Origin of the sequence: Streptomyces odontomachicola, assembly GCF_039605595.1 — a bacterium.
Lineage (GTDB): Bacteria > Actinomycetota > Actinomycetes > Streptomycetales > Streptomycetaceae > Streptomyces.
Genome location: NZ_JBCFOK010000013.1, coordinates 90,361 through 115,556, shown reverse-complemented (window position 1 = coordinate 115,556; position 25,196 = coordinate 90,361). Strand labels below are relative to the sequence as shown.

Here is a 25,196-nt window from a genome sequence, read left to right as displayed (position 1 = left end):
CCCACTCGCAACGGGAAGTCGCCACGTGTCGCTCACGATCGGAATCGTCGGCCTGCCGAACGTCGGCAAGTCGACCCTGTTCAACGCCCTGACCAAGAACGACGTGCTGGCGGCCAACTATCCGTTCGCCACCATCGAGCCCAACGTCGGCGTCGTCGGCGTCCCCGACGAGCGGCTCGGCAGGCTGGCCGAGGTCTTCAAGTCGGAGCGGGTCATCCCGGCCACCGTCGACTTCGTGGACATCGCGGGCATCGTGCGGGGCGCCAGCGAGGGCGAGGGCCTGGGCAACAAGTTCCTCGCCAACATCCGCGAGTCGGACGCCATCTGCCAGGTCATCCGCGCCTTCAAGGACGACAACGTCGTCCACGTGGACGGCAAGATCTCGCCCCGCGACGACATCGCGACGATCGACACCGAGCTGATCCTCGCCGACCTCCAGACCATCGAGCGGGTGCTGCCCCGCCTGGAGAAGGAGGCCCGGGTCAAGAAGGACAAGCAGCCGGAGCTGAAGGCGGTCAAGGAGGCGCAGGCCATCCTGGAGGACGGCCGCACCCTCTTCTCCGCGGGCATCGCCCAGGGTACCGAGGCCGCAGCGCCGCTGTACGAGCTGCACCTGCTCACCACCAAGCCCTTCCTCTACGTCTTCAACGTGGACGAGGACGAGCTCACCGACGAGGACTTCAAGGCGGAGCAGCGCGCGCTGGTCGCCCCGGCCGACGCGGTGTTCCTCAACGCCAAGCTGGAGTCCGACCTGGTCGAGCTCGACGAGCAGGAGGCGCTCGAGCTCCTGGAGACCGTCGGCCAGGAGGAGCCGGGCCTCGCCACCCTGGCCCGCGCCGGCTTCCACACGCTCGGCCTCCAGACGTATCTGACCGCCGGGCCCAAGGAGGCCCGCGCCTGGACGATCAAGAAGGGCGCGACGGCCCCCGAGGCGGCCGGCGTCATCCACACCGACTTCCAGAAGGGCTTCATCAAGGCCGAGGTCATCTCCTACGACGACCTCATGGAACAGGGCTCGGTGGCCGACGCCCGCTCCGCGGGCAAGGCCCGCATGGAGGGCAAGGATTACGTGATGCGGGACGGGGATGTCGTGGAGTTCCGCTTCAACGTGTGAGGGATGCTCTGAGGGTTTCTCTCAGGCATTGTCCGAATTCGCGGAATTCGCCGCCCCGCTCTCCGCATAAACGCGCCGCCCGTTCCCGGGAGTTGAATCCCGGGGCGGGCGGCGTTCGTTTATCGCGGGGTGGCCGCTGGGGTCAGCGGTGGGATTCGGTGACCGCGGTGGCGGAGCCGTCCTTGAGCTCGACCTCGGCGGTGACGCCCTTCTTGGCGGCGGCCTCCAGCTGCTCTATGGTGCAGTCCTCGGGGGTGTCCCCGTTGCCGCAGATCTTCCCGGCACCGCTGATCTTGGTGGCGTTGCTGACGTAGAAGGCCTGCTCGGCGCTTTGGCCCGCCTTCACGGTGAACTTCTGCGGCGCCAGGTACTTCACGACGCCCCTCAGGCTGCCCTCGATGGGGGACGGGGCCTCCTCGTCCGCGTCGCCGCCCGCCGTGCCGGGCTTGCGCTCGGTGATCGCGGAGGCGGCGCCGTTGTGCAGCGTGACCTTGCCGGGGACCGCCTTCTTCTTGGTGGCGGCCTCGAGCTGGGACTCGGTGCAGCTCGACTCCTGGCCGGGGTTGCCGCACAGGGTGCCGTAACCGGTGATCTTGGCGCCCTTCTGGACGTAGAAGGCGATTCTCTTGCCGCCGCCCTCGACCATGAACTTGCCCGGCGCCATGTACGTCAGGCTGCCCTGGAAGGTGCCCTGGGGGGCCTTGCCCGCCGGGGCCGCGGTGCCGGCGGCGCCGTCCTTGTTCTCGGTGCCGCCGCCCGAGCCGGAGTCCGGGGCGGCGGAGTCCGAGCCGCCGGACGCGCTCTCCTTCGGGGACTGCGCGCTGGACGCACCGTCCTTGCTGCCGCTCGCGTCGGACGAGCCGCCGTCGGGGCCGCAGGCCGAAACCATCATTCCGGCGGCGACCAGAGAAACACCGGCGAGAACGGTCTTGCGAGTGCGGTGCGTGAACATGGTGGGTCCTCCCCGAACGAACCAGGAAAAGCGGTCGATTGCGTTGCGGGCGTCGTTCCGCCCGAACTGCATTCATCCTGCACAGGCTTGATCGCGGAAAAGAACCCGTGTCGTCGGAGGGGGACTCCGCTGTCGCTCCCCCGTGACAATGGCGGCACTCCCGGAACACGCGTGCCACCCCGTGGTGATCACGGAGTCGCGCGCGGTGAGGAGTGCGCAGGTCGAGCGGTGTCCTTCGTTCTGGCGTCCCGGGGGTGCGTGGCCGCCGGTCCGGCCCGAGAGTTGGCGGCAGGACCCGGCGTACGGGCCCTCGCTCCCCGCCCCCGCAAGGAGAACCCCATGGCTGTGCGTGCCGCGCTCGCCGCCCTCGGCCTCGCCGTCCTCGCCGTGCTGGGCGCCACCGCCGCCTCGACCGCCTCGGCCGACACCCTGGCCCCACCGGCCCTGGACGCCCACGCGTCGGACTACCACCGGGTGCTGTAGCGCCGCCAACTCCCGCTCACAGAAGGGGAGTTGGCGTACGTACGGGCTCTACGTGCTCTACGTGCTCTACGCGTTCTACGGGCTCTACGCGCTTTACGCGCTCTCCGGCGGCAGTGGCGTCAGCAGCCGATGCGGGCCGGCCAAGGCGCGGGAGACGGCGTCCCGGCGCTGCTCGTCGGCGCCGGGCCCCGGACGCATCGTCACATCCTCCGGCGGAACGGCCCCTCCGCAGCGCGGGCACCCGCCGCCCGCGTCCAGCTCCGCCCCGCATTCCGCGTGGCTGAACAGCCGTGAGGCCCCCTTCTCCGATGCGTGCCTGCCGCCCCAGAGCGCCAAGCCGTAGACGGGGAGCCAGAGTTCGCGCCCGGCGTCGGTGAGGACGTAGCTGTAGCGGACGGGGGAGTGCTGGTACGCGTCCTTGCGCAGGACACCGGCGCTGACCAGCAGATTCAGCCGGGCGGTGAGGACGGCGCGGGGGATGTCGAGGTGCGCGAGGAAGTCGTTGAACCTGCGCACCCCGTAGAAGGCGTCCCGCACGATGAGCAGGCTCCACCGCTCGCCGACGACCTCCAGGGCGCGCGCCAGTGAGCAGTCCTGCTGTGCGTAGTCCGTTCCCAGCGCCATGCGGCCCAGCGTAGCAGTGGGTTCGGTGAACAGACTCAAGGTGCTACCGTCTGCCCGGTCTCAGTGAGTTCAGTGAACAGACCCGAGGGGGATGCCGTCATGCCCGCACCCGCATGTGCCGAAGCAGCCGATGCGAGGGGCCCCGCCCAGCCACCCGCACGACCAGGCCCCCGCTCCCGCGGCACCGTCCCCATTGCCGCCGCCGGCACCCTCCTCGTGCTGCTCGGCTACACCGTTCCGCTGAGCACCGTGGAACCCACGGCGGTGGACCTCGGCGCGGGGGCCGCGTTCCGTACCTGGGCCCTGACCGCCACCCCGCTCGGGCTCGCCGCGCTGCTGCTGAGCATGGGCAGCGCGGCCGACTCCTTCGGCCGGAAGCGGGTGTTCGGGGCGGGGGCGGCGCTGATGCTGCTGGCCACGGCGCTCTCCGCCGCGGCGCCGACCGCGGGGTTCTTCCTCGCGGGACGGGTGCTCCAGGGCGTGGCCGGGGCCGCGCTGCTCGCGCCGGGGCTGGGGCTGATCGGCCACGTGCACCCGCCGGGTCCCGGGCGGGTGCGGGCCACCGGGGTGTGGGGCGCGGCGGTCGGGCTCGGGATCGCCGTCGGCCCCGTGTACGCGGCGCTGGTGGAACGCGCGGCCGGATGGCGGGCGGTGCACTGGGGGCTCGCGGCGTTCTCCGCCGCGCTGCTGCTCGCGGCCGTCCTCGGGCTGGAGGAGTCGCGCGGCGACCGGCCGCGCGGACTCGATCCGCTGGGCGTGCTCACCCTCGGCGCGGGCACCGCCTGCCTGATCGCCGGGCTGAGCGAGGGCCGGGACGGCTGGGCGCGGGGCGGGGTGCTGGTGCTGCTCGCGCTCGGCTCCGTACTCCTGGCCGCGTTCGTGCTGGTCGAACGGCGGAGCCCGGCGCCGATGCTGGATCTGGCGCTGCTGCGGTCGCGCGGGTTCGTGGTGGCGTGCTGCGGCGCGCTGTTCGCCGGGCTCGCCGTGGTGGGCCTGATGAGCTGCCTGCCGATGGTGCTCCAACGGGCCCTCGGCCTCTCGCCGTTGGGTGCCGCCGGCGTGCTGGCGGTCTGGTCAGGGCTGTCCTTCGCGACCGCGCTCCAGGCGCGCCGCCTCGCCGCGCGGATGTCGGCGTACGGGCAGGTGGCGGCCGCACTGCTGGCCTGCGCCGTGGGCGAGGCGGCGCTGTACGGGATGCACGCGGGCGACTCCTGGGCGCGGGCCGTCCCCGGCCTGGCCCTCGCCGGCGCGGGCACCGGCGTACTGAACGCGGCGCTCGCCCGCCTCTCCGTCTCCGCCGTCCCCGAGGGCAGCGCCGCGATGGGCTCGGGCGCCAACAACACGGCGCGGTACGCGGGTTCGTCGCTGGGCGCGGCCGTGACGTTGACCCTGGTGGGGCGGGCTTCCGCGGGGGAGGGCGGCCCCGAGTCGGTGGCGGAGGGCGGCAACGCGGCGGTGCTCGTGTCCGCCGCGCTGTGCGTCGTCGGCGCGCTGATCGTGTGGTGGGGGAGGGGCGCGGAGCGGGAGCCCGGGAGGTGAATGGCCCCGCACCGGCTGGCAGTTGTGCGGGGCCTCCGTACTCAGTGCGCTGCCGTGAGCTCGGGCTCGGGGGCCCGGTCGGGCTTCGGGGTCCCCGTTCCCCCGGCCGCGACGGTCGTGCGGCCGCTCCGCCCCCGCACCCGGAAGCCCGCCGCGCGGGCCAGCGGGAGCAGGGTGAGGAGGGCCAGGGCCGCGGCGAGCGGGCCCAGTGCGGCGGTCGGGGCGAAGGCGAGGGTGGCGCCGCCGAGGGCGCCGCCGCCCGCCATGCCGAAGTGCATGGCGGCGGTGTTCAGCGAGACCGCCACGGCGGTGGCCGAGGTCGCGCGGGTGACCAGGTAGTGCTGGATCGCCGGTACGAAGCCCCAGCCGCCCAGGCCCCACACGGCCATCAGGCAGAACAGCGCGCCCGCCGAGCCGCCCGCGAGCGGCAGCAGCGCGAGGCCCGCCGCGATCAGCACCAGCGAGACCGCGACCGGGCGGGCCGCGCCCCAGCGGTCGCAGGCCAGCGCGCTGAGCTGGCTGCCCACCACGGCGGCGACCCCGTAGGCGAGCAGCAGCGAGGTGACCGTGCCCGGGTCGCCGACGCCGGTTCCGTGCAGCAGCGGTACGACGTATGCGTACGCCGTGTAGTCCGCGACCGAGGTCAGCAGCGAGACCAGCAGCATCCAGCGGATCCCGTGATCGCGCAGCGGGGTGGGGAGGGTACGGAGGAAGGAGCCCGACCGCGGCGCCGAGTCCTGCCCCGCGGCGGCCGGCGCCTGTCCGCTGGGCAGCGCGCCGGTCACGGCCGCCCAGGTCAGCAGCGTGATCCCGCCGACGGCCGCGAACAGGCCGCCGAATCCCAGCACTTCCTGGAGCGCGAGCCCCGCGGGGGTGCCCACGGCGGTGGAGAGGGTGACCCCGGCGGCGACCACGCCGACGGCGCGGCCCTTGCGCGCCGCGGGCGCCATGTCGGCGACGGCGGCGATGGCGGTCGGCGTGAACAGCCCCGTGCTGACGGCGGTGAGCACGCGCGCCGCCGCGAGCAGCGGATAGTCCATGGCGAGGCCGCTGACCAGGCTGCCGGCCGTGTAGCAGAGCAGCGCGGTGGAGAGCATCGCGCGCCGGGTCATGCGCCGCCCGGCGAGCGCGGTGAGGACGGGCGCGCTGACCGCGTACGCCACGGCCTGCAGCGTGACGAGCTGTCCCGCGCCGGACACGGTGCTGCCCGTGCGCTCGGAGATCACCGGCAGCAGGCCGTTGAGCAGGAACATCCCGGTGTTGATGACGAAGGCGGCGAACGCCAGGAGGAGAACCCGTGCGGACAAGGTGAGCCGCTCCATGCATGACGGGCCACAGCTCGGGCAGGGGTAGCGGCGGCGACTGGGCCGTTCCCCTTCTTCGCTGACGGCAGGGGTGGGTGGGGTACGGGATGAGCACCGGCCGCGGCCGCGCGGAGCGGCGCCCCGAGGGGCACGCGCGTGGCGGGACCCCGCCGTACGGGCGGAGCGGGACGGACGGTGCGGGAACCGGAGCCGGGAGACCGGCGCCGGGCGCGCCGCGTCAGCGCCTGGAGCGGATGCCGCGCAGCGTCCAGGCGGTCACGGGATCATGCGCCGAGCGGGGAGTACGCAGCGTCCGTGCGGTACGCGGGATGCGCGAACCGCAGAGCGGGGTGCCCGGCGCCACGGCGCGGCACGGGAAGCTCCGGGAGATCCGCATGTCCCTCAGTCCTCGGTACACACAGGGGTCACACCGCTGTACATGCAGCGGTACGTGCAGGTGTACTTGCAGCAGTACACACAGCTATTGCGGCGCACACCGTAACAGCCGCCACCGAGACACCGTTTCCCCGGCTTCCACGGGCCGCTGAGCAGCAACTCATCACATCGGGTGAAACTTTGGCCGGGCATTGCGGCTCGCCACGGCCGGTTGCCAAGCTGTTGCTCAGTGTCAACCAGGGCGCCGTGATGGCAGGACGGCGGGCCCCGCGGTTCATGGACGGGAACGGGGAGGGCACACGTGCCATTCGGTGAGCAGCCCGCGTATCTGCGCGTCGCCGGCGACCTGCGGCAGCGGATCATCGACGGTGATCTACCGCCGCGCACCCGGCTTCCCTCGCAGGCCCGCATCCGCCAGGAGTACGGCGTCTCGGACACCGTCGCGCTGGAGGCCCGCAAGGTGCTGATGGCCGAGGGGCTGGTCGAGGGGCGCTCGGGCTCCGGCACCTATGTGCGCGAAGTGCCGCGCCCACGCCGCGTGGTGCGCACGGGGTATCGCACCATCGGCGAGTCCACCCCCTTCCGCCAGGAGCAGTCCGACGAGGGGGTCAAGGGCACCTGGGAGTCGCACAGCGAGCAGGAGGACGCGAGCCCCGCGGTCGCGGAGCGGCTGCGCATCGAGCCGGGGGACCGCGTGATGCGGACGCGCTATCTGTTCCGCGTCGAGGGTGACCCCGCGATGCTCTCCACCTCCTGGGAGCCGCTCGCGCTGACCGGGCGTACGCCGGTGATGCTGCCCGAGGAGGGGCCGCTCGGCGGCCGCGGCGTGGTGGAGCGGATGGCCGCGATCGACCTGATCGTGGACAACGTCACCGAGGAGGTCGCCTCCCGGCCCGGCCTCGCCGAGGAGACCCTGGCGCTGGGCACCGTTCCCGGGCGCTCCGTGCTGGCCGTGTGCCGCACCTTCTATGCGGGCGGGCGCCCGGTGGAGACCGCCGACGTGGTCATCCCCGCCGACCGCTTCCGCATCTCGTACCACCTGCCGGTGAAGTAGCCCCGGCCGCCGCGCCGGGCGCCTGTCGCTGTGCCGCCCGGCGAATCCTTTCGGTGCGGCCGCCCGGCCGCCCCGCTCAATTCGCCTTCTCCCGGCGGGAGTTCGCCGTGCGCCGTTAGGGTGCCGGAGGAGGGGCGCACCGTGCCCGGCGGTCCCGTGTGCGCCCGCGCGGGCTTCAGCGCCCCCATGGCCGAAAACCCTGCCTCCTTGTGCAAAGTTGAATGCGCTGAGTGAAGGTCGGGCGTAAGCTCCGGCATATGCGAAGTGTGCGCGGCGACGGCGACAGCAACGCGGTGCTGCCCTGGCACGTCATACGCCAGGAGGCCAACGGCAACCGCTATCGCGTCGGGAGTTACGCCACGCGCGCCGAGGCCCAGCTCGTCGCCGACCGGCTCACCAAGAACGGGGACCACGACCCGGACAGCTATCTGGTCGAGCGGATGGACCTCGGGGGCGGCCGGGAGGGCTGACCGCGTGCAGAATCGGGTATAGGCAACTGGTCCGGAATGTCCGGAAACCGCCAACTTCGGGGCGGTGCCGGGGCCGGCGGAGCAGATACCCGATCAGGGGCGTGGGCGGTGTGAGCACAGGACCCTCCGAGCAGGACGGCGGCGCCGGCGGCCGGCGCCCCGAGCAGGTCCCGCTCCTCGACACCCTCAGCATCGGCATCGTGATGCTCGACTCGTCCGGCCGGGTGCTGCTGTGGGGCCCGCTCACCGAGGACCTGCTCGGCTGGAGCACCGACGAGGTGGTGGGCGTCGACGTGCGCCACTTCCTCGCGGAGGAGGACGCCGCGACCGAGGAGGAGCGCCGCGCGGCGTTCCGCAGGGAGGGGCGCTGGCGCGGCATCCTGCGCATCCTCCACAAGCGGGGCCACGCGGTGGAGGCCGAGGTGCGCGCCTCCCTCCTGTACGACACGGAGCAGCACCCCTTCGTGCTGGTCAGCGTCGTGGAGACGGACAGGCTGCGGGCCGTGGAACGGGATCTGGCCGCGCTGGACGCGCTGTTCGCCTCCTCGCCGCTGGGTATCGCGCTCTTCGACACCGAGCAGCACTTCGTACGGGTCAACGACGCGCTGGCGCGGCTGCACGGGTCCTCGCGCACCCAGCACCTGGGCAAGACCGTGCACGAGGTGCTGCCCGGCAGGATGGCCGACGAGGTGTCCAGGATGCAGGCCGCCGTGCTGCGCACCGGGCGCCCCGTCGTGGACAAGATGACCGAGGCGCCGCACGGCGAGGGGGCGCGCTCGGTCTCGTACGCGCGGCTCACCGACCGCACCGGGCAGGTGCTCGGCGTGAGCTGCACGATCATGGACGTGACCGAGCGGCGGGACGCGCTGCGCAAGGTCGAGGCCGCGCGGCAGCGGCTCGCGCTGCTCGACGACGTGGGCGTGGCGCTCGGCGACCTGCTCGATGTGCGGGCCGTCTCGCAGGCCCTGGCCTCCGCGCTGGTGCCGCGCTTCGCGGACTACTCCGGCGTGCTGCTCCTCGACAACGTGGCGCGGTCGGGGGAGCTGCACGAGTACGAGCCGCTGACCGGTACCCCGCTGCGGCAGCTCGGCGCGGCGGCGCGCTACACCGGGACGGCCGTCGACCGGATGCTCACGATCGGCCAGGAGATCCCGTACGACCGCGGCTCCCTCTTCGGGCGGACGCTCGCCACCGGGTCGCCCCATGTCGTGTCCTCGCAGCGGGAGTTGCTGGCCGCCACCTATCCCGGCGACCCCAAGGTGCAGGCCGCGCTCGACCTGGACATCCACTCGCTGCTCGCGGTGCCGCTGCGCGCCCGCGGCATCGTGCTGGGCCTGCTCGTCATCAGCCGCGCCGGGAAGCGCGAGCCCTTCGGCCACGACGACCTGGCCCTCGCCATGGAACTCGCCGACCGGGCCGGCACCTCGCTGGACAACGCGCGGCTGTACGGCAGGGAGCGGGAGGGCGCGCTGATGCTCCAGCGCAGCCTGCTGCCCCGGCGGGTGCCCGAACCGCCGGGCGTGCGCGTGGCCTCCCGCTATGTGCCGGGCAGTACGGGGGCCGAGGCGGGCGGCGACTGGTTCGACGTGATCCCGCTGGCCGGCGGGCGGGTCGCGTTCGTGATCGGCGACGTGATGGGGCACGGGCTGCGGGCCGCCGCGACGATGGGGCGGCTGCGCACCGCCGTGCGCACCCTCGCCGGGCTCGACCTTCCGCCCGACGAACTCCTGCGCCGGGTCAACGACTTGACCGACGACCTCGCCGAATCGCCCATCGAGCCGGTCATCTCCACCTGCGTGTACGCCGTCTACGACCCCTCAACCCGGCGCTGCCTGCTGAGCAACGCGGGCCACGTACCGCCGCTGCTGCGCACCGCCGAGGGCGTACGCCTCCTCGAACTCCCCTCCGGGGCGCCGCTCGGCATCGGGGGCGTCCCCTTCGAGACGTACGAGGTCGAGGTGCCCGAGGGCGCCGGGATGCTGCTCTACACCGACGGACTGGTCGAGCGCCGCGACGAGGACATCGGGCGCGGCCTGGAGCGGCTGCGCGACCGCTTCGCGGCGGTGGAGGACCCGCGGCGCCTGGAGGCCGTGTGCGACGAGCTGCTCGCGGGGCTCGACCACGCAGGGGACAGCAGCGCGGACACGGCGGACGACGTGGCGCTGCTCCTCGCCGAGCTGGGCGGACTGCCCGAAGGCAGCGCGGCGGCCTGGGCGTTCGAGGCGGAGCGCACCGCGGTGCGCCGGGCACGCGAGGCGGTGCGCGCGACCCTGCGCGAGTGGCGCCTGGAACCGCTGGAGGACACCGCGGTGCTGCTGGTGAGTGAGCTGGTCACCAACTCGCTCATGTACGCGCACGGTCCCATCGGCGTACGCATGGTGCGCGGCAGCTCGCTGCTCGTGGAGGTCTCCGACCCGCTGCCCGACCCGCCCCGCGAGCGCAACGCGACCACGGCCGACGAGGGGGGACGGGGGATTCAGCTCGTCGCGCAGGAATCCCGGCGCTGGGGTACCCGGCACGGCCCGATGGGCAAGACCGTCTGGTTCGAGATCCCGCTCTCCTGACGGTCCGGCCCTGTGAGCGCGGGCGACCGGTGCGAGCTGCATCGAAGAGGTTCAGGGGCGGTCGCACGGGTTAGGAGAGAAGCGTGACCCTGGAGGGGCTTCAGGGGCACGCAGGAACGAACGGCGGCGTGACCGGCGAAAAGCGATGAGAAGGCGACGCGCAAGCGGCGGTGTGAGCAAACCGTCCCGCACAGATTTCAGTCGTATCCGACAGAAAGCGTGCAGCGATCGGGAAGAGCATGTTCCGTAAGGCGCGTACCTGCGAGACTGCTCCGGCCGGGGGCACACACACCGGTGACGGGAAGGGGAGGCGTTGAGCGACATCCCAGTGGAGGCGGCGGGCAAACCGGACGACGTGCGCCGGGCCCTCGCGCTCCTCAACGCGGCGGGCGCCCGCATCGGCAACAGCCTCGATCTGGAGACCACCGCGCGCGAGCTGCTGGATGTGGCCGTTCCGCAGTTCTGCGACCTCGCCTCCGTCGATCTGTATCAGGACGTGCTCGCGGGCGACACCCCTCGCCCCGCCGGTCCTGCCGACGGCAGCGGGGAGCTGCGCCGGGTCGCGTTCGCCAGCGCCGTGTCCGAGGCGCCGCCCGCGCTGCCGCGCGGCGACGCGGGGGCCGGCGAGGAGGAGGCCAGCCCCGTCGACCTCGGCTCGCACCACTGCTACGCGGCGCGCTCCGCGTGCGCGACGGCCCTGCGCACCGGGCGCGTTCAGCACATCAACGGCCAGGACGGCACCGTGCCGGCGCAGTTCGGCGCCGTGGTGCAGTGCACCCTCGCGGTGCCGATGGTCGCCCGCGACCGGGTGCTGGGGCTGGTGCAGTTCTCCCGTACGAAGGGCAGCGAGCCGTTCGGCGAGCGGGACGCCGCGCTGGCCGCGGAGCTCGCCGCGCGCGCCGCCGTCTGCATCGACAACGCCCGGCTCTACCGCCGCGAGCACGAGCGCGCGCTGATCCTCCAGCGCAGCCTGCTGCCGCCGGGCGACCCCGAGGCGGCCGGGATGGACATCGCCTGCCGCTATCTGCCGGGCAATCCGGCGACCGAGGTCGGCGGCGACTGGTTCGACGTCATCGAGCTGCCTGGCCACCGCACCGCCATAGTGGTCGGCGACGTGATGGGCCGCGGCCTGCGCGCAGCGGTCGCCATGGGCGAACTGCGTACGGCCGTGCGGACATTGGCGCAGACCACCGACATGGAGCCGGCCGAGGTGATGGGCGCGCTGGACGAGATCGCGCGCGGCCTCGGCAGCAGCCCGCGCTCCCAGCACGGCCAGAGCGCCAACGGCAGGACCGGGCGCGGCGCAGACGACCTCTCCGAGGTCTACCTGGCCACCTGCATCTTCGCCGTGTACGACCCGGTGTCCCGGCGCTGTACGTTCGCCAACGCGGGCCACCTGCCGCCGGTCCTGGTCGAACCGGACGACAGCGCCCTGCTGCTGGAGGTCCCCAAGGGCGTGCCGCTCGGCGTGGGCGGCGAGCCCTTCGAGGAGATCGAGGTCGAGCTGCCGGACGGCGCGATGCTCGCGCTCTACACCGACGGCCTGGTCGAGTCCCGCGACCACCCCATCGACGAGGGCCTGAACGCCTTCCGCTCGGTCCTCAACGAGGCCGACGAGGAGCTGGAGGACGTCGCCGACCGGGTGCTCAGCACGCTCAACGTGCACCACGGCGAGGACGACATCGCCCTGCTGATGGCCCGTGTGCACGGGCTCCCGGAATCCGCCGTGGGCGACTGGCGGCTGCCGCCCGAGCCGCAGTCGGTGGCCCGCGCCCGCGAGCTGGCCCGCGAACAGCTCGGCGACTGGGACCTGGACGAACTCGCCGACACCGCCGAGCTCCTGGTCAGCGAGCTGGTCACGAACGCGCTGCGGCACGGCGAGGGCGAGATCAGGCTCCGGCTGCTGCTGGACCGGACGCTGGTGTGCGAGGTGTGGGACGCGGGCCTGGTGCAGCCGCGGCGCCGCCGCGCGCACGACACCGACGAGGGCGGCCGCGGCCTCCAGCTCGTCGGCCTGCTCAGCACCGGATGGGGCAGCAGGCGTACGCCGCGGGGCAAGGCCGTCTGGTGTGAACTCGCCCTGCCCGACGGCGACACGAAGCCGGTCGATCCGACGGAGGCGCTGCTCAGCCTGTGGTGAAGCGAGCCTCGCGGGGTGGATGACCCCGCGAGGACTCGGACCTCAACTCCCGCTGCGCCGCCGGATCTTGTTGCCCAGCCACACCAGTGGGTCGTACTTGCGGTCGGCCGCGCGCTCCTTCATGGGGATCAGCGCATTGTCGGTGATCTTGATCCCCTCGGGGCAGACCTCGGTGCAGCACTTGGTGATGTTGCAGTAGCCGAGGCCGTGGTCCTCCTGCGCCGCGGTCTTGCGGTCCAGGCCCTGGTCCGACGCCGCGTCCAGCGGGTGCATGTCCAGCTCGGCCACCCGCATGAGGAAGCGCGGCCCGGCGAAGGACTCCTTGTTCTCCTCGTGGTCGCGGACCACGTGGCAGGTGTCCTGGCACAGGAAGCACTCGATGCACTTGCGGAACTCCTGCGAGCGCCCCACGTCCTCCTGCTGCATCCGGTACTCGCCGGGCCCCAGGTCCTGCGGCGGCACGAAGGCGGGGACCTCGCGCGCCTTGGTGTAGTTGTAGCCCACGTTCGTCACGAGGTCGCGTACGACGGGGAAGGCGCGCAGCGGGGTGACCGTGATCGTCTCCTCGCGCGAGAACACCGACATCCGCGTCATGCACAGCAGCCGCGGCCTGCCGTTGATCTCCGCGCTGCACGAACCGCACTTGCCCGCCTTGCAGTTCCAGCGCACCGCGAGGTCCGGGGCCTGGGTGGCCTGGAGCCTGTGGATGATGTCGAGGACGACCTCGCCCTCGTTCACCTCGACGGTGAAGTCCTCCAGACCGCCGCCGTCCACATCGCCCCGCCACACCCGAAAGTGCGCGTCGTAACTGCCGTCCGAGGCGGCCGCCTCACTGTCGCCGGGGGCGTTCACGTCCGTGCTCACTCGCTCGTCAGCTCCTCGTCCGTCAGGTACTTGACCAGCTCCTCCTTCTCGAAGAGCTGCAACAGGTCCGGCCTGACCGGCGGCATGTCGCGGCGCCGCAGGCTGATCCTGGCCATGCCGTCGGGGTCGTCGGCGAGCGTGCAGACCAGGTTGGCGCGCCGCCACTCGCGGTCCATGTCCGGGTAGTCGTCGCGGGTGTGACCGCCGCGGGACTCCGTGCGGTTCAGCGCGGCACGTGCCACGCACTCGCTGACCAGCAGCATGTTCCGCAGGTCGAGGGCGAGGTGCCAGCCCGGGTTGAACTGCCTGTGCCCCTCCACGCCCGCGCGGCGCGCACGCCGCCGCAGCTCGGCCAGCCGGTCCAGCGCCTGCGCCATCTCCTCCTCGCGGCGGATGATGCCGACCAGGTCGTTCATCGACTGCTGGAGCTCCTGGTGGATGCCGTACGGATTCTCCACCGGCGAATCGGCGGGCAGCTCCTCCGCACTGAACGGGCGCAGCGCCTCGGCCGCCGCCGTGTCGATCTGCTCCTCGCCCACCGCGGGCCGGTCCTGCGCGTTCAGCGCCGCGGCGTACTCCGCCGCGTGCAGTCCGGCCCGGCGGCCGAACACCAGCAGGTCGGAGAGGGAGTTGCCGCCCAGCCTGTTGGAGCCGTGCATGCCGCCCGCGACCTCGCCCGCCGCGTACAGCCCCGGCACTCCGGTGGCCGCCGCGGTGTCCGGGTCCACGTCGACGCCGCCCATCACGTAGTGGCAGGTGGGGCCGACCTCCATGGCCTCGGCGGTGATGTCCACGTCCGCCAGCTCCTTGAACTGGTGGTGCATGGACGGCAGCCGGCGCTTGATGACCTCGGCGGGCATCCGCGAGGAGACATCCAGGTAGACACCGCCGTGCGGGGTGCCGCGGCCCGCCTTGACCTCGGAGTTGATGGCCCGGGCCACCTCGTCGCGCGGCAGCAGCTCGGGCGGGCGGCGGTTCTTGTCCGGGGCCTCGTACCAGCCGTCGGCCTCCTGCTCGGACTCCGCGTACTTCTCCTTGAAGACGTCCGGGATGTAGTCGAACATGAAGCGCTTGCCCTCGGAATTGCGCAGCACACCGCCGTCGCCGCGCACCGACTCGGTGACCAGGATCCCCTTCACCGACGGCGGCCAGACCATGCCCGTCGGGTGGAACTGCACGAACTCCATGTTGATCAGCGAGGCCCCGGCGAGCAGCGCCAGCGCGTGGCCGTCCCCGGTGTACTCCCACGAGTTCGACGTCACCTTGAAGGACTTGCCGATGCCGCCGGTCGCGAGGATCACCGAGGGCGCCTCGATCACGAAGAACCGGCCGCTCTCCCGCTCATAGCAGAAGACGCCGGACACCCTGCCGTCCGGCGTCTTGAGGATGCGGGTGACCGTGCACTCCTGGAAGACCTTAAGCCGGGACTCGTAGTCCCCGCTCTCCTTGAAGTCCTCCTGCTGGAGCGCGACGGTCTTCTGCTGGAGCGTGCGGATGAGTTCGAGGCCCGTACGGTCGCCGACGTGCGCCAGCCTCGGGTACTCGTGGCCGCCGAAATTGCGCTGCGAGATCCGGCCGTCGGCGGTGCGGTCGAAGAGCGCGCCCCAGGTCTCCAGCTCCCAGACCCGGTCCGGGGCCTCCTTGGCGTGCAGCTCCGCCATCCGCCACTGGTTGAGGAACTTGCCGCCGCGCATGGTGTCCCGGAAGTGGACCTGCCAGTCGTCGTGCTCGTTGGCGTTGCCCATGCTGGCCGCGATGCCGCCCTCGGCCATCACCGTGTGCGCCTTGCCGAACAGCGATTTGCAGATCACCGCCGTACGAAGACCCTGCTCGCGTGCCTCGATGGCGGCCCGCAGCCCGGCGCCGCCCGCGCCGACCACCACCACGTCCCACTGCTGCCGCTGCACTTGCGTCATCTCTCTGTGATCCCTCTCAGAACGTTCCCGCGGCCGGTCGGAGCGGCCGCCTGATCAGCACTCGGACGCCGCTCAGAACAGCACCGGGTCGGTGAACGCCCCGGTCGCCAGCAGATAGACGTAGAGATCGGCCACGGCGACGCTCACCAGCGAGGCCCAGGCGAGCTGCGCGTGGCGCCCGTTGAGCCGGCCGACGAGGCCCCACATGCGATACCGCACCGGGTGCTTGGAGAAGTGCTTGAGCCTCCCGCCGACGATGTGCCGGCAGGAGTGGCAGGAGAGGGTGTACGCCCAGATGAGAACGACGTTGGCGAGCAGCACGAGCGTGCCGAGCCCCATGTGCCCCCACTCGTAGTGGGAGTTGCGGAAGCCGAGCACCGCGTCGTACGTGAGGATCGCGGCGACGGGCACCGCGGCGTAGAAGAAATACCGGTGGATGTTCTGCAGGATCAGCGGGAAGCGGGTCTCTCCCGAATACCGCTTGTGCGGCTCGGCCACGGCGCAGGCCGGGGGAGAGGCCCAGAAACCGCGGTAGTACGCCTTGCGGTAGTAGTAGCAGGTGAGCCGGAAGCCCAGTGGGAAGATCAGGATGATCAGCGCGGGCGAGAGGCCCCACCAGTCCCCGAAGATGGGGAAGTTGGGGCCGCCGCGCATCTCGTGGCAGTTCTCCGCGAGGCAGGGCGAGTAGAACGGCGAGACATAGGGCGCCGCGTAATAGTCGTCGTTCGCGAAGGCGCGCCAGGTCGAATAGACGACGAACGCGAACAGGCCGACCGCGGTGGCGGCCGGCGTCAGCCACCAGCGGTCCTTGCGCAGATGGCGCTGCGCGATGGCGGCCCGGCTTCTCTCGCGTACGCCGGTGTCCGGCGTCGTCGCCGGGCTGGTCGGTCGGGGTTCGGTGCCAGTGGCCAACGGTTTCTCCGGTCAGGCTCGGGCGACTGAGGTGGGGGTGCTGAGCGCCGCCGCACTCAGGGCGCGCGCCGGTCCCTCGCCCCGAGGCCCTCGTCGTCGACGTCGCTCCACAGGCCGGAGTCGTAGGGCGCGTCGGAGATGCTCACGATCTCCGGCTGCGGCGCGGCCGGGCCCTCGGGCGAGGCGGCGCGCAGCAGCGAGAGCGATTCGCGCAGGTGCTCCGTGTCGCTGCGCACCCGCCGGATCTCCAGCCCCGAGCCGGCGTGCTGCTCGATCCTGGAGACGCTGCGGGTGAGCTCATCGAGGCTGCGCTGCGCTGCGGCGATCTCGTCGTGAAGACGGGTGCGGGAAGTCGAGGACATGCGTGTGCCCACCTCCGCGGGGAGTGGTGGTGGCCGAGCGGGTCGGCGCGCGGCCATGTGCGTGGCGCGTGGCGAGTGTTGCGCGTCACACTCCCGCTTGGGAAGGGCACTGCACGCCTTTACGTCCAACGAGTGTGCGTATGCGGCGCGGTGTTGTCACCGCGCCTTGAAGGGGGCCGCGCCTGTGCGGCCTTTCCGTTGAGTGGTGCGGTTCCGCTCCCGGTCGCCTTTCTTCGGCCTGCGGCCATGGCTTTTCGGCCTGCGGCCGTGTGCCTTTCCGGCCTGCGGCCGTTTCCGGGGGCCGGATGTCGCTGTCACCGCCGATCCGTACCGCTTGGGGGTTTTCCGCTGCGGCGGAAGAGGGGTTGGGCGGCGGCGAAGGGGCTGGCGGCTCGGCTGGAAAAGGGGTGTGGGAGTGGTCGTGTGGGCCGCTCGGGTGGCTTGTGTGGGGGGTTTCGTCGTGCCTTCCCCATGTGCGGGGTGCGCTCGCCTTTCGTGGAGCGAGCGATATGACAAGCCGTAAAACAGCCCGAAGGGGTTCGCCATGCCAGCCGTGCCCGTAAACGCAACCTTCCAGCGGCGCAGTCCCGTGCTGGCCCTGGTCCTCGCCGCCGGTGTGATGCTGCCGCTCGCCGGCTGCTCCTCGGCGCCGGACGACGACGAACCGGCGAGCGCCGGCAAGGCGGCCCAGGACGCCCCGGAGGCCGCCCGCGACCGCGTCGCCTACGGCGGCACCGTGCGGTGGGCCGTGGACAGCGCGCCGAAGACGTACAACACCTTCCAGTCGGAGGCGGGGCCCGTCACCGACAGGATCGCCGGGGCGACGCTGCCCTCGCTCTTCACCCTGGACGAGAAGGCGCGCCCGCAGGCCAATCCGGACTACGTGGAATCCGCCGAGGTCACCGGCACCGAGCCGCGGCAGACCGTGGTCTACAAGCTCAATCCGAAGGCGCGCTGGAGCGACGGGCGGCCGCTCGGCGTCGCGGACTTCAAGGCCCAGTGGAAGGCGCTGAACGGCAAGAACCGCTCGTACGCCAGCGCGCGGAACGACGGTTACGACCGCATCAGGAGCATCACCAGGGGCGGCGGCCCGCACGAGGTCAAGGTCACCTTCGAGCGGCCGTACGCGGACTGGCAGTCGCTGTTCACGCCGCTCTACCCGGCGTCGGCGACCTCCAGCCCGCAGTCCTTCAACACCAAGAGCAAGGGCGGCCTGCCCACCTCGGCCGGCCCCTTCGAGGTCCAGCAGCCGAGCTCCGGCGCGCGGGTGAAGAAGGACAAGGGCGAGAAGGACACCGTGGTGCTGGTCCGGAACCCCGCGTGGTGGGGCGACAAGGCCAAGCTGGACCGCATCGAGCTGAAGCCGGTGCCGAAGGCGGCGCGTACGAAGGCGCTCGGCGCGGGGAAGCTGGACATCGCCGAGGTCGAGGCGTCCACGCTGCACCGGATCGACGGCGCGGCCTCCCAGGGGACCGGCACGGGCGGCGGCAAGAACGGCGAGCGGGGCGCCCCCGCGGGCGGCGCGGCCGAACCCGCCGATGCGCAGGGCACCGCGCCGCTCCAGCCCGCTGCCGCCTCCATGCGGGACTGGGCCGAGGCGCACATGGCGAAGCGCGATGTGCGGCGGGCCGTGAAGGAGGAGAAGGCGCGGCAGAAGGCCGAGCGGGAGGCGGCGCGCCAGCGGGCGGCCGAGAACCGGCAGCTCCGCGGCTACACCGTGGACAAGGCGCTCGGCACCGGGTACACGCAGCTCGCCCTCAACGGCGAGAGCGGGCCTCTTCAGGACGAGCGGGTGCGGCGCGCCGTGGCCCGCGCGATCGACAGGCCCGGCATCGCGGAGAAGGTGCTCGGCGCGGTGGGCCTCCCGGCGAAGCCGCTCGGCAGCCACCTGCGGATGCCCGACCAGGAGGGCTACAGCGACAACAGCGCCGCGCTGGGCGGTGAGGACGTACAGGCCGCTCAGGAGCTGCTCGCCGACTCCGGCTGGAAGGGGCAGAGCGGCGCGGCCGTCGGCGGCACGGACGCCAAGGCGGACGGGAAGCCGCAGGCCGAGGCGGGTAAGCCGGCGGCCGAAGCCGACGGCAAGAGCGCCGACGGCCGGAACGCCGGTGCCGAGGACACCAGCGGGAAGGTCCGCGGCGAGCAGGGCGGCGCCGAGCACAAGGGCGCGGCCAACGCGGGGACGCCGGTGCGTACGAAGGACGGGCAGTCCCTCACGCTGCGCTTCGTCGTACCCGAGGGCCAGGACCACGCGGAGGTGCGGGCCACCGGGGAGCGGATCTCCAAGGCGCTGTCCGGGCTCGGCATCCGCACCAAGATGATCAAGGCGCCCGACAGCGCGTACTTCAGCGACCACATCGCGTCCGGCGACTACGACCTGGCGCTCTACTCGTGGCCCTCCTCCGCGTACCCGGCGACCGACGGGCGGCCGCTGTTCGCCAAGCCGCGCCCGGCGGCCGACGGGTCGCTGATGGTGGAGCAGAACTTCACCCGGGTCGGCACCGACCAGATCGACCAGCTCTTCGACCGGGCCGCCGGCGAGCTGGACCAGGAGAACAGGGACGAGCTGATCCAGCGGGCCGACGCGCGGATCTGGGCGGCGGCGGGATCGGTGCCGCTCTACCAGAAGCCGGAGCTGGTGGCCGCCAAGGACCGGCTGGTCAACGCCGGAGCGTTCGGATTCCGGACGCCGCGCTACCAGGACATCGGCTACCGCAAGAGCTGATCCGCGGCAGTTTCGCGGCGGGGCGCCGAGGGCCCGGGCAGGGAACTTCCCTCCCGGGCCCTTACCATGGTTGACGAGGCCGCGGCGAGATGACCCGCCCGGCAGGGCGCGGAAAGCATCGAGACACCGCGCGCCCCACCCACTAGTTCGGGAGAAGCGCAGCTAGCCATGCCCACGCGCAACGACATCCGCAATGTCGCCATGGTCGCGCACGTCGACCACGGCAAGACCACCCTCGTCGACGCCATGCTCCGGCAGGGCGGCGCCTTCGGGGCGCACCAGCTCGAGTCGGTCGACGACCGCGTGATGGACTCCAACGACCTGGAGCGCGAGAAGGGCATCACCATTCTCGCCAAGAACACCGCGGTCAAGTACCACCCCAAGGACGGTGGCGACCCGATCACGATCAACATCATCGACACCCCCGGCCACGCCGACTTCGGCGGCGAGGTCGAGCGCGGTCTGTCGATGGTGGACGCCGTCGTGCTGCTGGTGGACGCGTCCGAGGGCCCGCTGCCGCAGACCAGGTTCGTGCTGCGCAAGGCGCTGGACGCGCGGCTCCCCGTCATCCTGTGCATCAACAAGACGGACCGCTCCGACGCCCGCATCGACGAGGTCGTCAACGACACCTACGAGCTGTTCCTCGACCTGGACGCGGACGAGGACCAGATCGAGTTCCCGATCGTCTACGCCTGCGCCCGCGACGGCATCGCCTCGCTGACGCAGCCGGCCGACGGCACGCCGCCCGCTGACAGCACCAACCTGGAGCCGTTCTTCACCACGCTCCTGGAGACCGTCCCGGCCCCGACGTACGAGGAGGACGCGCCGCTCCAGGCGCACGTCACCAACCTCGACGCGGACAACTTCCTCGGCCGCATCGCGCTGCTGCGCGTCAAGGCGGGCAAGCTCAAGAAGGGGCAGACCGTCGCCTGGATGAAGCGCGACGGCACCGTGCAGAACGTCCGGCTCACCGAGCTGCTGATGACCGACGCGCTGACCCGCAAGCCCGCCGAGGAGGCCGGGCCCGGTGACATCTGCGCCGTCGCGGGCATCCCCGACATCATGATCGGCGAGACCCTCGCCGACCCGGAGAACCCGGTCGCGCTCCCGCTGATCACGGTGGACGAGCCGGCGATCTCCATGACGATCGGTACGAACAACTCGCCGCTGGTCGGCAAGGGCGGCAAGGGCCACAAGGTCACCGCGCGCCTGGTCAAGGACCGGCTGGACCGCGAGCTGATCGGCAACGTCTCGCTCCGCGTGCTGCCGACCGAGCGCCCCGACACCTGGGAGGTGCAGGGCCGCGGCGAGCTGGCGCTGGCCATCCTGGTGGAGACCATGCGCCGGGAGGGCTTCGAGCTGACCGTCGGCAAGCCGGAGGTCGTCACCAAGACGATCGACGGCAAGGTGCACGAGCCGGTCGAGCGCATGACGGTGGACGCGCCGGAGGAGTACATGGGCGCGATCACGCAGCTCATGGCCGGCCGCAAGGGCCGCATGGAGACCATGAGCAACCACGGCTCCGGCTGGGTCAAGATGGAGTACATCATCCCGGCCCGCGGCCTCATCGGCTTCCGTACGGAGTTCCTGACCGAGACCCGGGGCACCGGCATCGGGCACTCGATCTTCGAGGGGCACGAGCCGTGGTTCGGCGACCTGCGCACCCGCAACAGCGGCTCGCTGGTGGCCGACCGCGCCGGTTCGGTGACCGCGTTCGCGATGACCAACCTGCAGGAGCGCGGCACGCTCTTCGTCGAGCCGGGCACCGAGGTGTACGAGGGCATGATCGTCGGTGAGAACTCGCGCGCCGACGACATGGACGTGAACATCACCAAGGAGAAGAAGCTGACCAACATGCGGTCGGCGACCTCCGAGATCGCGGAGTCGATCGTGCCGCCGCGGAAGCTGTCCCTCGAGCAGTCGCTGGAGTTCTGCCGGGAGGACGAGTGCATGGAGGTCACTCCCGAGGTGATTCGGATTCGGAAGGTGAATCTGGATCACAAGGAGCGGGCGCGTGCGGCTGCGCGTGCTAAGCGGTGATTGTCGGCTCCATGAGCTGAGCCGTGTGTGAAGGGGCGCCCCCTCGTGGGGCGCCCCTTTCGCGTGCGCTGGGTGCGTGGGGGCGTTGGCCTCGCGGCTGGCGGTTCCGGTGTGCCCACCCGTTCCGCCCCGCGGAACGATTGCCCACACCTGGGTGGGCGTAGCCCGGCAGACCGATCGCCCACACCGCGCGAGAGTTGGTCGGCGTGCTTCGTGGCATTCCGTCGCTTAAGGGGCTTATGTGGTGCTTCTACTGGGTTCCCGGGCGAAGGAGGCGCCGCATGTGGAGGCGGGTGGCGTGTTGCCTGGGGCTCGTGCTCGTCGCCGGGTGCGGCGGCGGGGGGCCGTATGCGCAGACCGAACCCGGTGTGGTGCGTGCCTTCTGGACGGATCCGCCGAAGCCCATCGAGCCCGCCAACACCAATGAGGTGCAGGGCGGCAAGGTGCTCGACATGGCCTTCCGCGGGCTCAAGCGGTACGACCCGGAGACCGGCAAGGCCGTGAACGCGGTCGCGGAGAGCGTCGACACCGAGGACCAGCGGACCTTCAAGGTGAAGCTGAAGAAGGGGTGGAGGTTCTCCGACGGCAGCCCCGTCACCGCCAAGTCCTTCGTGGACGCCTGGAATTACGGAGCGCTGGTCACCAACAAGCAGGTCGCCTCGTACTTCTTCGAATACATCGAGGGGTACGCGGACGTGCACCCGGAGAGCGGGAAGCCGAAGGCGAAGACGATGTCGGGGTTGAAAGTGACCGGGCCCCGCAGCTTCACCGTGCGGCTCAAGCAGAAGTTCTCGCTGTGGCCGCAGACCCTCGGCTACAGCGCGTACGCGCCGCTGCCCGAGGTGTTCTTCACCGACCACGCGCACTGGATGAAGAAGCCGGTGGGCAACGGGCCCTACAAGGTCGACTCGTACGCCAAGGGGCAGGCGATGAAGCTGTCCCGCAATCCGTACTACGCGGGCGAGGACAAGCCGAAGAACAAGGGCGTCGAACTCCGCGTCTACACCGACCAGAACACCGCGTACACGGATCTCCAGGCCGACAACCTCGACATCATCGACGAGCTGCCGGCCGCCCAGCTCAAGAACGCCTCCAAGGATCTGGAGGGGCGCTACATCAACCAGCCGGCGGGCATTCTCCAGACGCTCTCCTTCCCGATGTACAGGAAGGACTGGAAGCAGGCGCTCCAGGTGCGGCGCGGGCTCTCCATGGCGATCAACCGGGACGAGGTCTCGAAGGTCATCTACAGCGGGACGCGGAAGCCGGCGGGCGACTACACCTCGCCGGTCCTGCGCGAACGCGGCGGCTACGCACCCCATATGTGCGGCGAGATCTGCGAATACCACCCGGACAAGGCGCGGAAGCTCATCAAGCGCGGCGGCGGGCTGCCCGGCGGCAAGGTCACCGTCTCCTCGAACGTGGACACCGGGTCGCACCAGCTCTGGATGGAGGCGGTGTGCAACAGCATCAACGCCACGCTGCGGCGCAGCGACGCGTGCAGCGTGAATCCCGTGCCGACCTTCGGGGAATTCCGCGGGGACGTGCAGGGGAACAGGATGACCAGCATGTTCAGGGCGGGCTGGCAGATGGACTACCCGCTCATCCAGAACTTCCTCCAGCCGCTGTTCTCCAGCGGGGGATCCTCCAACGACTCGGGCTACGGCGACAAGCGCGTCGACGCGCTGATGAACAAGGCGAATTCGGCCCCCGAGAAGCAGGCCATCAGCACCTTCCAGCAGGCCGAGCGCCAGGTGCTGCGGGACTTCCCGGCGATCCCCCTCTGGTATCAGAACGGCAACGCGGGCTATTCGGAGCGGGTGCACGACGTGCGGCTCAACCCGTTCTCCGTGCCGGTGTTCACCGACATCAGGGTCGGTGAGGACTGATGGGGCGTTATATCGCGCGGCGGCTGCTCCAGATGATCCCGGTGTTCATCGGGACCACCTTCCTCATCTTCGTGATGGTGTACGCGGTCGGCGACCCGGTGAACGCGATGTTCGGCGACCGCCAGCCGGACCCGGCGACCGCCCAGGCGCTGCGCGCGCAGTTCAACCTGGACAAGCCGGTGTGGCTGCAGTATCTGCTCTATCTCGGGAACATCTTCACCGGCGACTTCGGCAACTCCTTCAACGGGCAGCCGGTTTCGGAGCTGCTGGCGCTGTCCTTCCCGATCACCGCGCGGCTCGCGCTGGTCGCGATCGTCTTCGAGATCGTCATCGGCATCACCCTCGGCGTGTGGACGGGCCTGCGCCGCGGCCGCCCCGTGGACACCGGCGTGCTGATGTTCACGCTGCTGGTCATCTCGATCCCCACGTTCGTCACCGGCACCCTGTTCCAGTTCGTGCTCGGGGTGAAGCTGGAGTGGATCAGACCCGCGGTGTCCCCTGCGGCGACGCTGCCCGAACTGATCGTGCCGGGGCTGGTGCTGGCCCTGGTCTCGCTCGCGTACGTGACCCGGCTGACGCGGACCTCCATCGCGGAGAACGCCCGCGCCGACTACGTACGCACGGCCGTGGCCAAGGGGCTGCCGCGCAGCCGGACCACGGTGCGGCACCTGCTGCGCAACTCGCTGATCCCGGTGGTGACCTTCCTCGGCACCGACGTCGGGAACCTGATGGCCGGGGCGCTGGTCACCGAGCGGATCTTCAACATCCGCGGGGTCGGCTTCCAGCTCTGGCAGGGCATCGTGCAGCAGAACTCGCCCACGGTGGTCGGCTTCGTGACCGTGCTGGTGGTCGTCTTCCTGCTGGCCAACCTGCTGGTCGACCTGCTGTACGCCGTGCTGGACCCGAGGATTCGCTATGACTGACACGGAGACCGGCACACAGCCGGCCGAGGCCCCGGGCTCCGGCACCGCCACCCGCGTACGGCCCGCAACCAAGCCCCGCAGCCTCGCCTCGGACGCCTGGCACGACCTGCGGCGCAACCCGGTGTTCCTGTGCGCGGCGCTGATCATCCTGTTCCTGGTGCTGATCTCGCTGTGGCCCTCGCTGATCGCGAGCCGCGACCCGCTGAGCTGCCAGCTCCGGAACGCGCTCGAACCCTCCGCGCCCGGCCACTGGTTCGGCTTCGACGCGCAGGGCTGCGACGTCTACACGCGGGTGGTGTACGGGGCACGGACCTCGGTGACCGTCGGCGTCGGCGCGACCGCGGGCGTCGCGGTGCTCGGCAGCGTGCTGGGCGGCGCTGCCGGCTACTTCGGCGGCTGGTGGGACGCGGTGCTCTCGCGCGTCACCGACATCTTCTTCGGCATCCCGATCGTGCTGGGCGGCCTGGTGTTCCTCTCCATGACCGGCAGCCGCTCCATCGGCACGGTCGTCGCGTTCATCGTGCTGCTCGGCTGGCCGCAGATCGCCCGCATCGCGCGCGGCGCCGTCATCACCGCCAAGCAGCACGACTACGTGCAGGCCGCGCGGGTGCTGGGCGCCGGGGACTCGCGGGTGCTGCTCCGGCACATCCTGCCGAACGCGGTGGCCCCGGTCATCGTCACCGCGACCGTCGCGCTCGGCACGTACATCGCGCTGGAGGCCACGCTCAGCTTCCTGGGCGTGGGGCTCCAGCCGCCCACCGTGTCCTGGGGCGCCGACATCTCGGCCGCCTCGCAGGGCATGCAGTTCCGCAACGCGCCGCACATCCTGCTCTGGCCCGCCGCCGCGCTGAGCCTCACCGTGCTGGCCTTCATCATGCTGGGCGACGCCGTGCGGGACGCCCTCGACCCGAAGCTGCGCTGAGGGAGG

General features: G+C 71.5%; 19 protein-coding genes. 12 read left to right on the top strand and 7 right to left on the bottom strand.

Annotation, left to right across the window (positions count from 1 at the left end; translation table 11 throughout):
• Positions 1-25 precede the first annotated feature (25 nt).
• Positions 26-1,114 (top strand): redox-regulated ATPase YchF, encoded by a 1,089-nt coding sequence (gene ychF, locus ABEE00_RS23465; RefSeq protein WP_345747603.1) that lies wholly within the window; start codon positions 26-28, stop codon positions 1,112-1,114.
• 142 nt (positions 1,115-1,256) lie between these two features.
• Here ychF and ABEE00_RS23460 read toward each other — a convergent pair whose 3' ends face one another.
• Positions 1,257-2,066, bottom strand: a complete 810-nt coding sequence (locus tag ABEE00_RS23460) for a hypothetical protein (RefSeq protein WP_345747602.1) — start codon at positions 2,064-2,066, stop codon at positions 1,257-1,259.
• A gap of 339 nt (positions 2,067-2,405) precedes the next feature.
• On the opposite strand from ABEE00_RS23460, the gene ABEE00_RS23455 reads away from it, so the two are divergent.
• Complete coding sequence (locus ABEE00_RS23455) at positions 2,406-2,549, top strand: hypothetical protein (RefSeq protein WP_345747601.1); 144 nt, start codon at positions 2,406-2,408, stop codon at positions 2,547-2,549.
• A 93-nt stretch (positions 2,550-2,642) separates the two neighbouring features.
• Here the strand turns inward: ABEE00_RS23455 and ABEE00_RS23450 are convergent, their stop codons facing one another.
• Positions 2,643-3,173, bottom strand: a complete 531-nt coding sequence (locus ABEE00_RS23450; protein ID WP_345747600.1) for a winged helix-turn-helix transcriptional regulator — start codon at positions 3,171-3,173, stop codon at positions 2,643-2,645.
• Positions 3,174-3,272: 99 nt separating this feature from the next.
• Between ABEE00_RS23450 and ABEE00_RS23445 the strand changes: the two genes are divergently transcribed.
• Positions 3,273-4,712: an MFS transporter gene (locus ABEE00_RS23445; RefSeq protein ID WP_345747599.1), complete on the top strand. Its 1,440-nt coding sequence runs from the start codon at positions 3,273-3,275 to the stop codon at positions 4,710-4,712.
• A gap of 41 nt (positions 4,713-4,753) precedes the next feature.
• Here the strand turns inward: ABEE00_RS23445 and ABEE00_RS23440 are convergent, their stop codons facing one another.
• Positions 4,754-6,019 (bottom strand): MFS transporter, encoded by a 1,266-nt coding sequence (locus ABEE00_RS23440; RefSeq protein ID WP_345747598.1) that lies wholly within the window; start codon positions 6,017-6,019, stop codon positions 4,754-4,756.
• A gap of 694 nt (positions 6,020-6,713) precedes the next feature.
• Between ABEE00_RS23440 and ABEE00_RS23435 the strand changes: the two genes are divergently transcribed.
• The 4 genes from ABEE00_RS23435 to ABEE00_RS23420 all read left to right on the top strand — a co-directional run bounded on the left by ABEE00_RS23435 (position 6,714) and on the right by ABEE00_RS23420 (position 12,640).
• Positions 6,714-7,466, top strand: a complete 753-nt coding sequence (locus ABEE00_RS23435) for a GntR family transcriptional regulator (RefSeq protein WP_345747597.1) — start codon at positions 6,714-6,716, stop codon at positions 7,464-7,466.
• A gap of 257 nt (positions 7,467-7,723) precedes the next feature.
• The gene (locus tag ABEE00_RS23430; protein ID WP_345747596.1) at positions 7,724-7,936 is read left to right on the top strand and encodes an SPOR domain-containing protein; all 213 of its coding nucleotides are present in this window, start codon (positions 7,724-7,726) and stop codon (positions 7,934-7,936) included.
• A gap of 110 nt (positions 7,937-8,046) precedes the next feature.
• A complete protein-coding gene (locus tag ABEE00_RS23425) occupies positions 8,047-10,500 on the top strand; it encodes a SpoIIE family protein phosphatase (RefSeq protein ID WP_345747595.1) in 2,454 nt (817 codons plus the stop codon).
• A gap of 313 nt (positions 10,501-10,813) precedes the next feature.
• On the top strand, positions 10,814-12,640 hold the full coding sequence (locus tag ABEE00_RS23420; protein ID WP_345747594.1) for a SpoIIE family protein phosphatase: 1,827 nt from the start codon (positions 10,814-10,816) through the stop codon (positions 12,638-12,640).
• 42 nt (positions 12,641-12,682) lie between these two features.
• Here ABEE00_RS23420 and ABEE00_RS23415 read toward each other — a convergent pair whose 3' ends face one another.
• The 4 genes from ABEE00_RS23415 to ABEE00_RS23400 form a co-directional block, all read right to left on the bottom strand.
• Positions 12,683-13,504 carry a succinate dehydrogenase/fumarate reductase iron-sulfur subunit gene (locus tag ABEE00_RS23415; RefSeq protein WP_451918652.1) on the bottom strand — a complete coding sequence of 274 codons (822 nt, stop codon included), beginning with the start codon at positions 13,502-13,504 and terminating at the stop codon, positions 12,683-12,685.
• On the bottom strand, positions 13,501-15,420 hold the full coding sequence (locus ABEE00_RS23410; RefSeq protein WP_345747593.1) for a fumarate reductase/succinate dehydrogenase flavoprotein subunit: 1,920 nt from the start codon (positions 15,418-15,420) through the stop codon (positions 13,501-13,503). The genes ABEE00_RS23415 and ABEE00_RS23410 overlap by 4 nt, the downstream gene beginning before the upstream one ends.
• Before the next feature lie 72 nt (positions 15,421-15,492).
• Positions 15,493-16,332: a hypothetical protein gene (locus ABEE00_RS23405; protein WP_345747592.1), complete on the bottom strand. Its 840-nt coding sequence runs from the start codon at positions 16,330-16,332 to the stop codon at positions 15,493-15,495.
• A gap of 56 nt (positions 16,333-16,388) precedes the next feature.
• Positions 16,389-16,694, bottom strand: a complete 306-nt coding sequence (locus ABEE00_RS23400; RefSeq protein WP_345747591.1) for a hypothetical protein — start codon at positions 16,692-16,694, stop codon at positions 16,389-16,391.
• A gap of 544 nt (positions 16,695-17,238) precedes the next feature.
• On the opposite strand from ABEE00_RS23400, the gene ABEE00_RS23395 reads away from it, so the two are divergent.
• From ABEE00_RS23395 to ABEE00_RS23375, 5 genes are all read left to right on the top strand, one after another.
• On the top strand, positions 17,239-19,419 hold the full coding sequence (locus ABEE00_RS23395; RefSeq protein ID WP_451918651.1) for an ABC transporter family substrate-binding protein: 2,181 nt from the start codon (positions 17,239-17,241) through the stop codon (positions 19,417-19,419).
• 168 nt (positions 19,420-19,587) lie between these two features.
• Complete coding sequence (gene typA, locus ABEE00_RS23390; protein ID WP_345747589.1) at positions 19,588-21,459, top strand: translational GTPase TypA; 1,872 nt, start codon at positions 19,588-19,590, stop codon at positions 21,457-21,459.
• 281 nt (positions 21,460-21,740) lie between these two features.
• A complete protein-coding gene (locus ABEE00_RS23385; RefSeq protein ID WP_345747588.1) occupies positions 21,741-23,345 on the top strand; it encodes a peptide ABC transporter substrate-binding protein in 1,605 nt (534 codons plus the stop codon).
• On the top strand, positions 23,345-24,268 hold the full coding sequence (locus ABEE00_RS23380; RefSeq protein WP_345747587.1) for an ABC transporter permease: 924 nt from the start codon (positions 23,345-23,347) through the stop codon (positions 24,266-24,268). The genes ABEE00_RS23385 and ABEE00_RS23380 overlap by 1 nt, the downstream gene beginning before the upstream one ends.
• On the top strand, positions 24,261-25,190 hold the full coding sequence (locus tag ABEE00_RS23375; RefSeq protein WP_345747586.1) for an ABC transporter permease: 930 nt from the start codon (positions 24,261-24,263) through the stop codon (positions 25,188-25,190). Before ABEE00_RS23380 ends, ABEE00_RS23375 begins: the two co-directional genes overlap by 8 nt.
• The last annotated feature ends 6 nt before the right edge of the window (positions 25,191-25,196 follow it).

What these genes read in the sequence shown, in the direction of transcription:
- ABEE00_RS23410 (WP_345747593.1), bottom strand. Translation starts at nt 15,420, where the DNA reads ATGACGCAAGTGCAGCGGCAGCAGTGGGACGTGGTGGTGGTCGGCGCG.
- ABEE00_RS23460 (WP_345747602.1), bottom strand. Translation starts at nt 2,066, where the DNA reads ATGTTCACGCACCGCACTCGCAAGACCGTTCTCGCCGGTGTTTCTCTG.
- ABEE00_RS23395 (WP_451918651.1), top strand. Translation starts at nt 17,239, where the DNA reads ATGCCAGCCGTGCCCGTAAACGCAACCTTCCAGCGGCGCAGTCCCGTG.
- ABEE00_RS23445 (WP_345747599.1), top strand. Translation starts at nt 3,273, where the DNA reads ATGCCCGCACCCGCATGTGCCGAAGCAGCCGATGCGAGGGGCCCCGCC.
- ABEE00_RS23450 (WP_345747600.1), bottom strand. Translation starts at nt 3,173, where the DNA reads ATGGCGCTGGGAACGGACTACGCACAGCAGGACTGCTCACTGGCGCGC.
- ABEE00_RS23385 (WP_345747588.1), top strand. Translation starts at nt 21,741, where the DNA reads ATGTGGAGGCGGGTGGCGTGTTGCCTGGGGCTCGTGCTCGTCGCCGGG.
- ABEE00_RS23455 (WP_345747601.1), top strand. Translation starts at nt 2,406, where the DNA reads ATGGCTGTGCGTGCCGCGCTCGCCGCCCTCGGCCTCGCCGTCCTCGCC.
- ABEE00_RS23430 (WP_345747596.1), top strand. Translation starts at nt 7,724, where the DNA reads ATGCGAAGTGTGCGCGGCGACGGCGACAGCAACGCGGTGCTGCCCTGG.
- ABEE00_RS23375 (WP_345747586.1), top strand. Translation starts at nt 24,261, where the DNA reads ATGACTGACACGGAGACCGGCACACAGCCGGCCGAGGCCCCGGGCTCC.
- ABEE00_RS23380 (WP_345747587.1), top strand. Translation starts at nt 23,345, where the DNA reads ATGGGGCGTTATATCGCGCGGCGGCTGCTCCAGATGATCCCGGTGTTC.
- typA (WP_345747589.1), top strand. Translation starts at nt 19,588, where the DNA reads ATGCCCACGCGCAACGACATCCGCAATGTCGCCATGGTCGCGCACGTC.
- ABEE00_RS23400 (WP_345747591.1), bottom strand. Translation starts at nt 16,694, where the DNA reads ATGTCCTCGACTTCCCGCACCCGTCTTCACGACGAGATCGCCGCAGCG.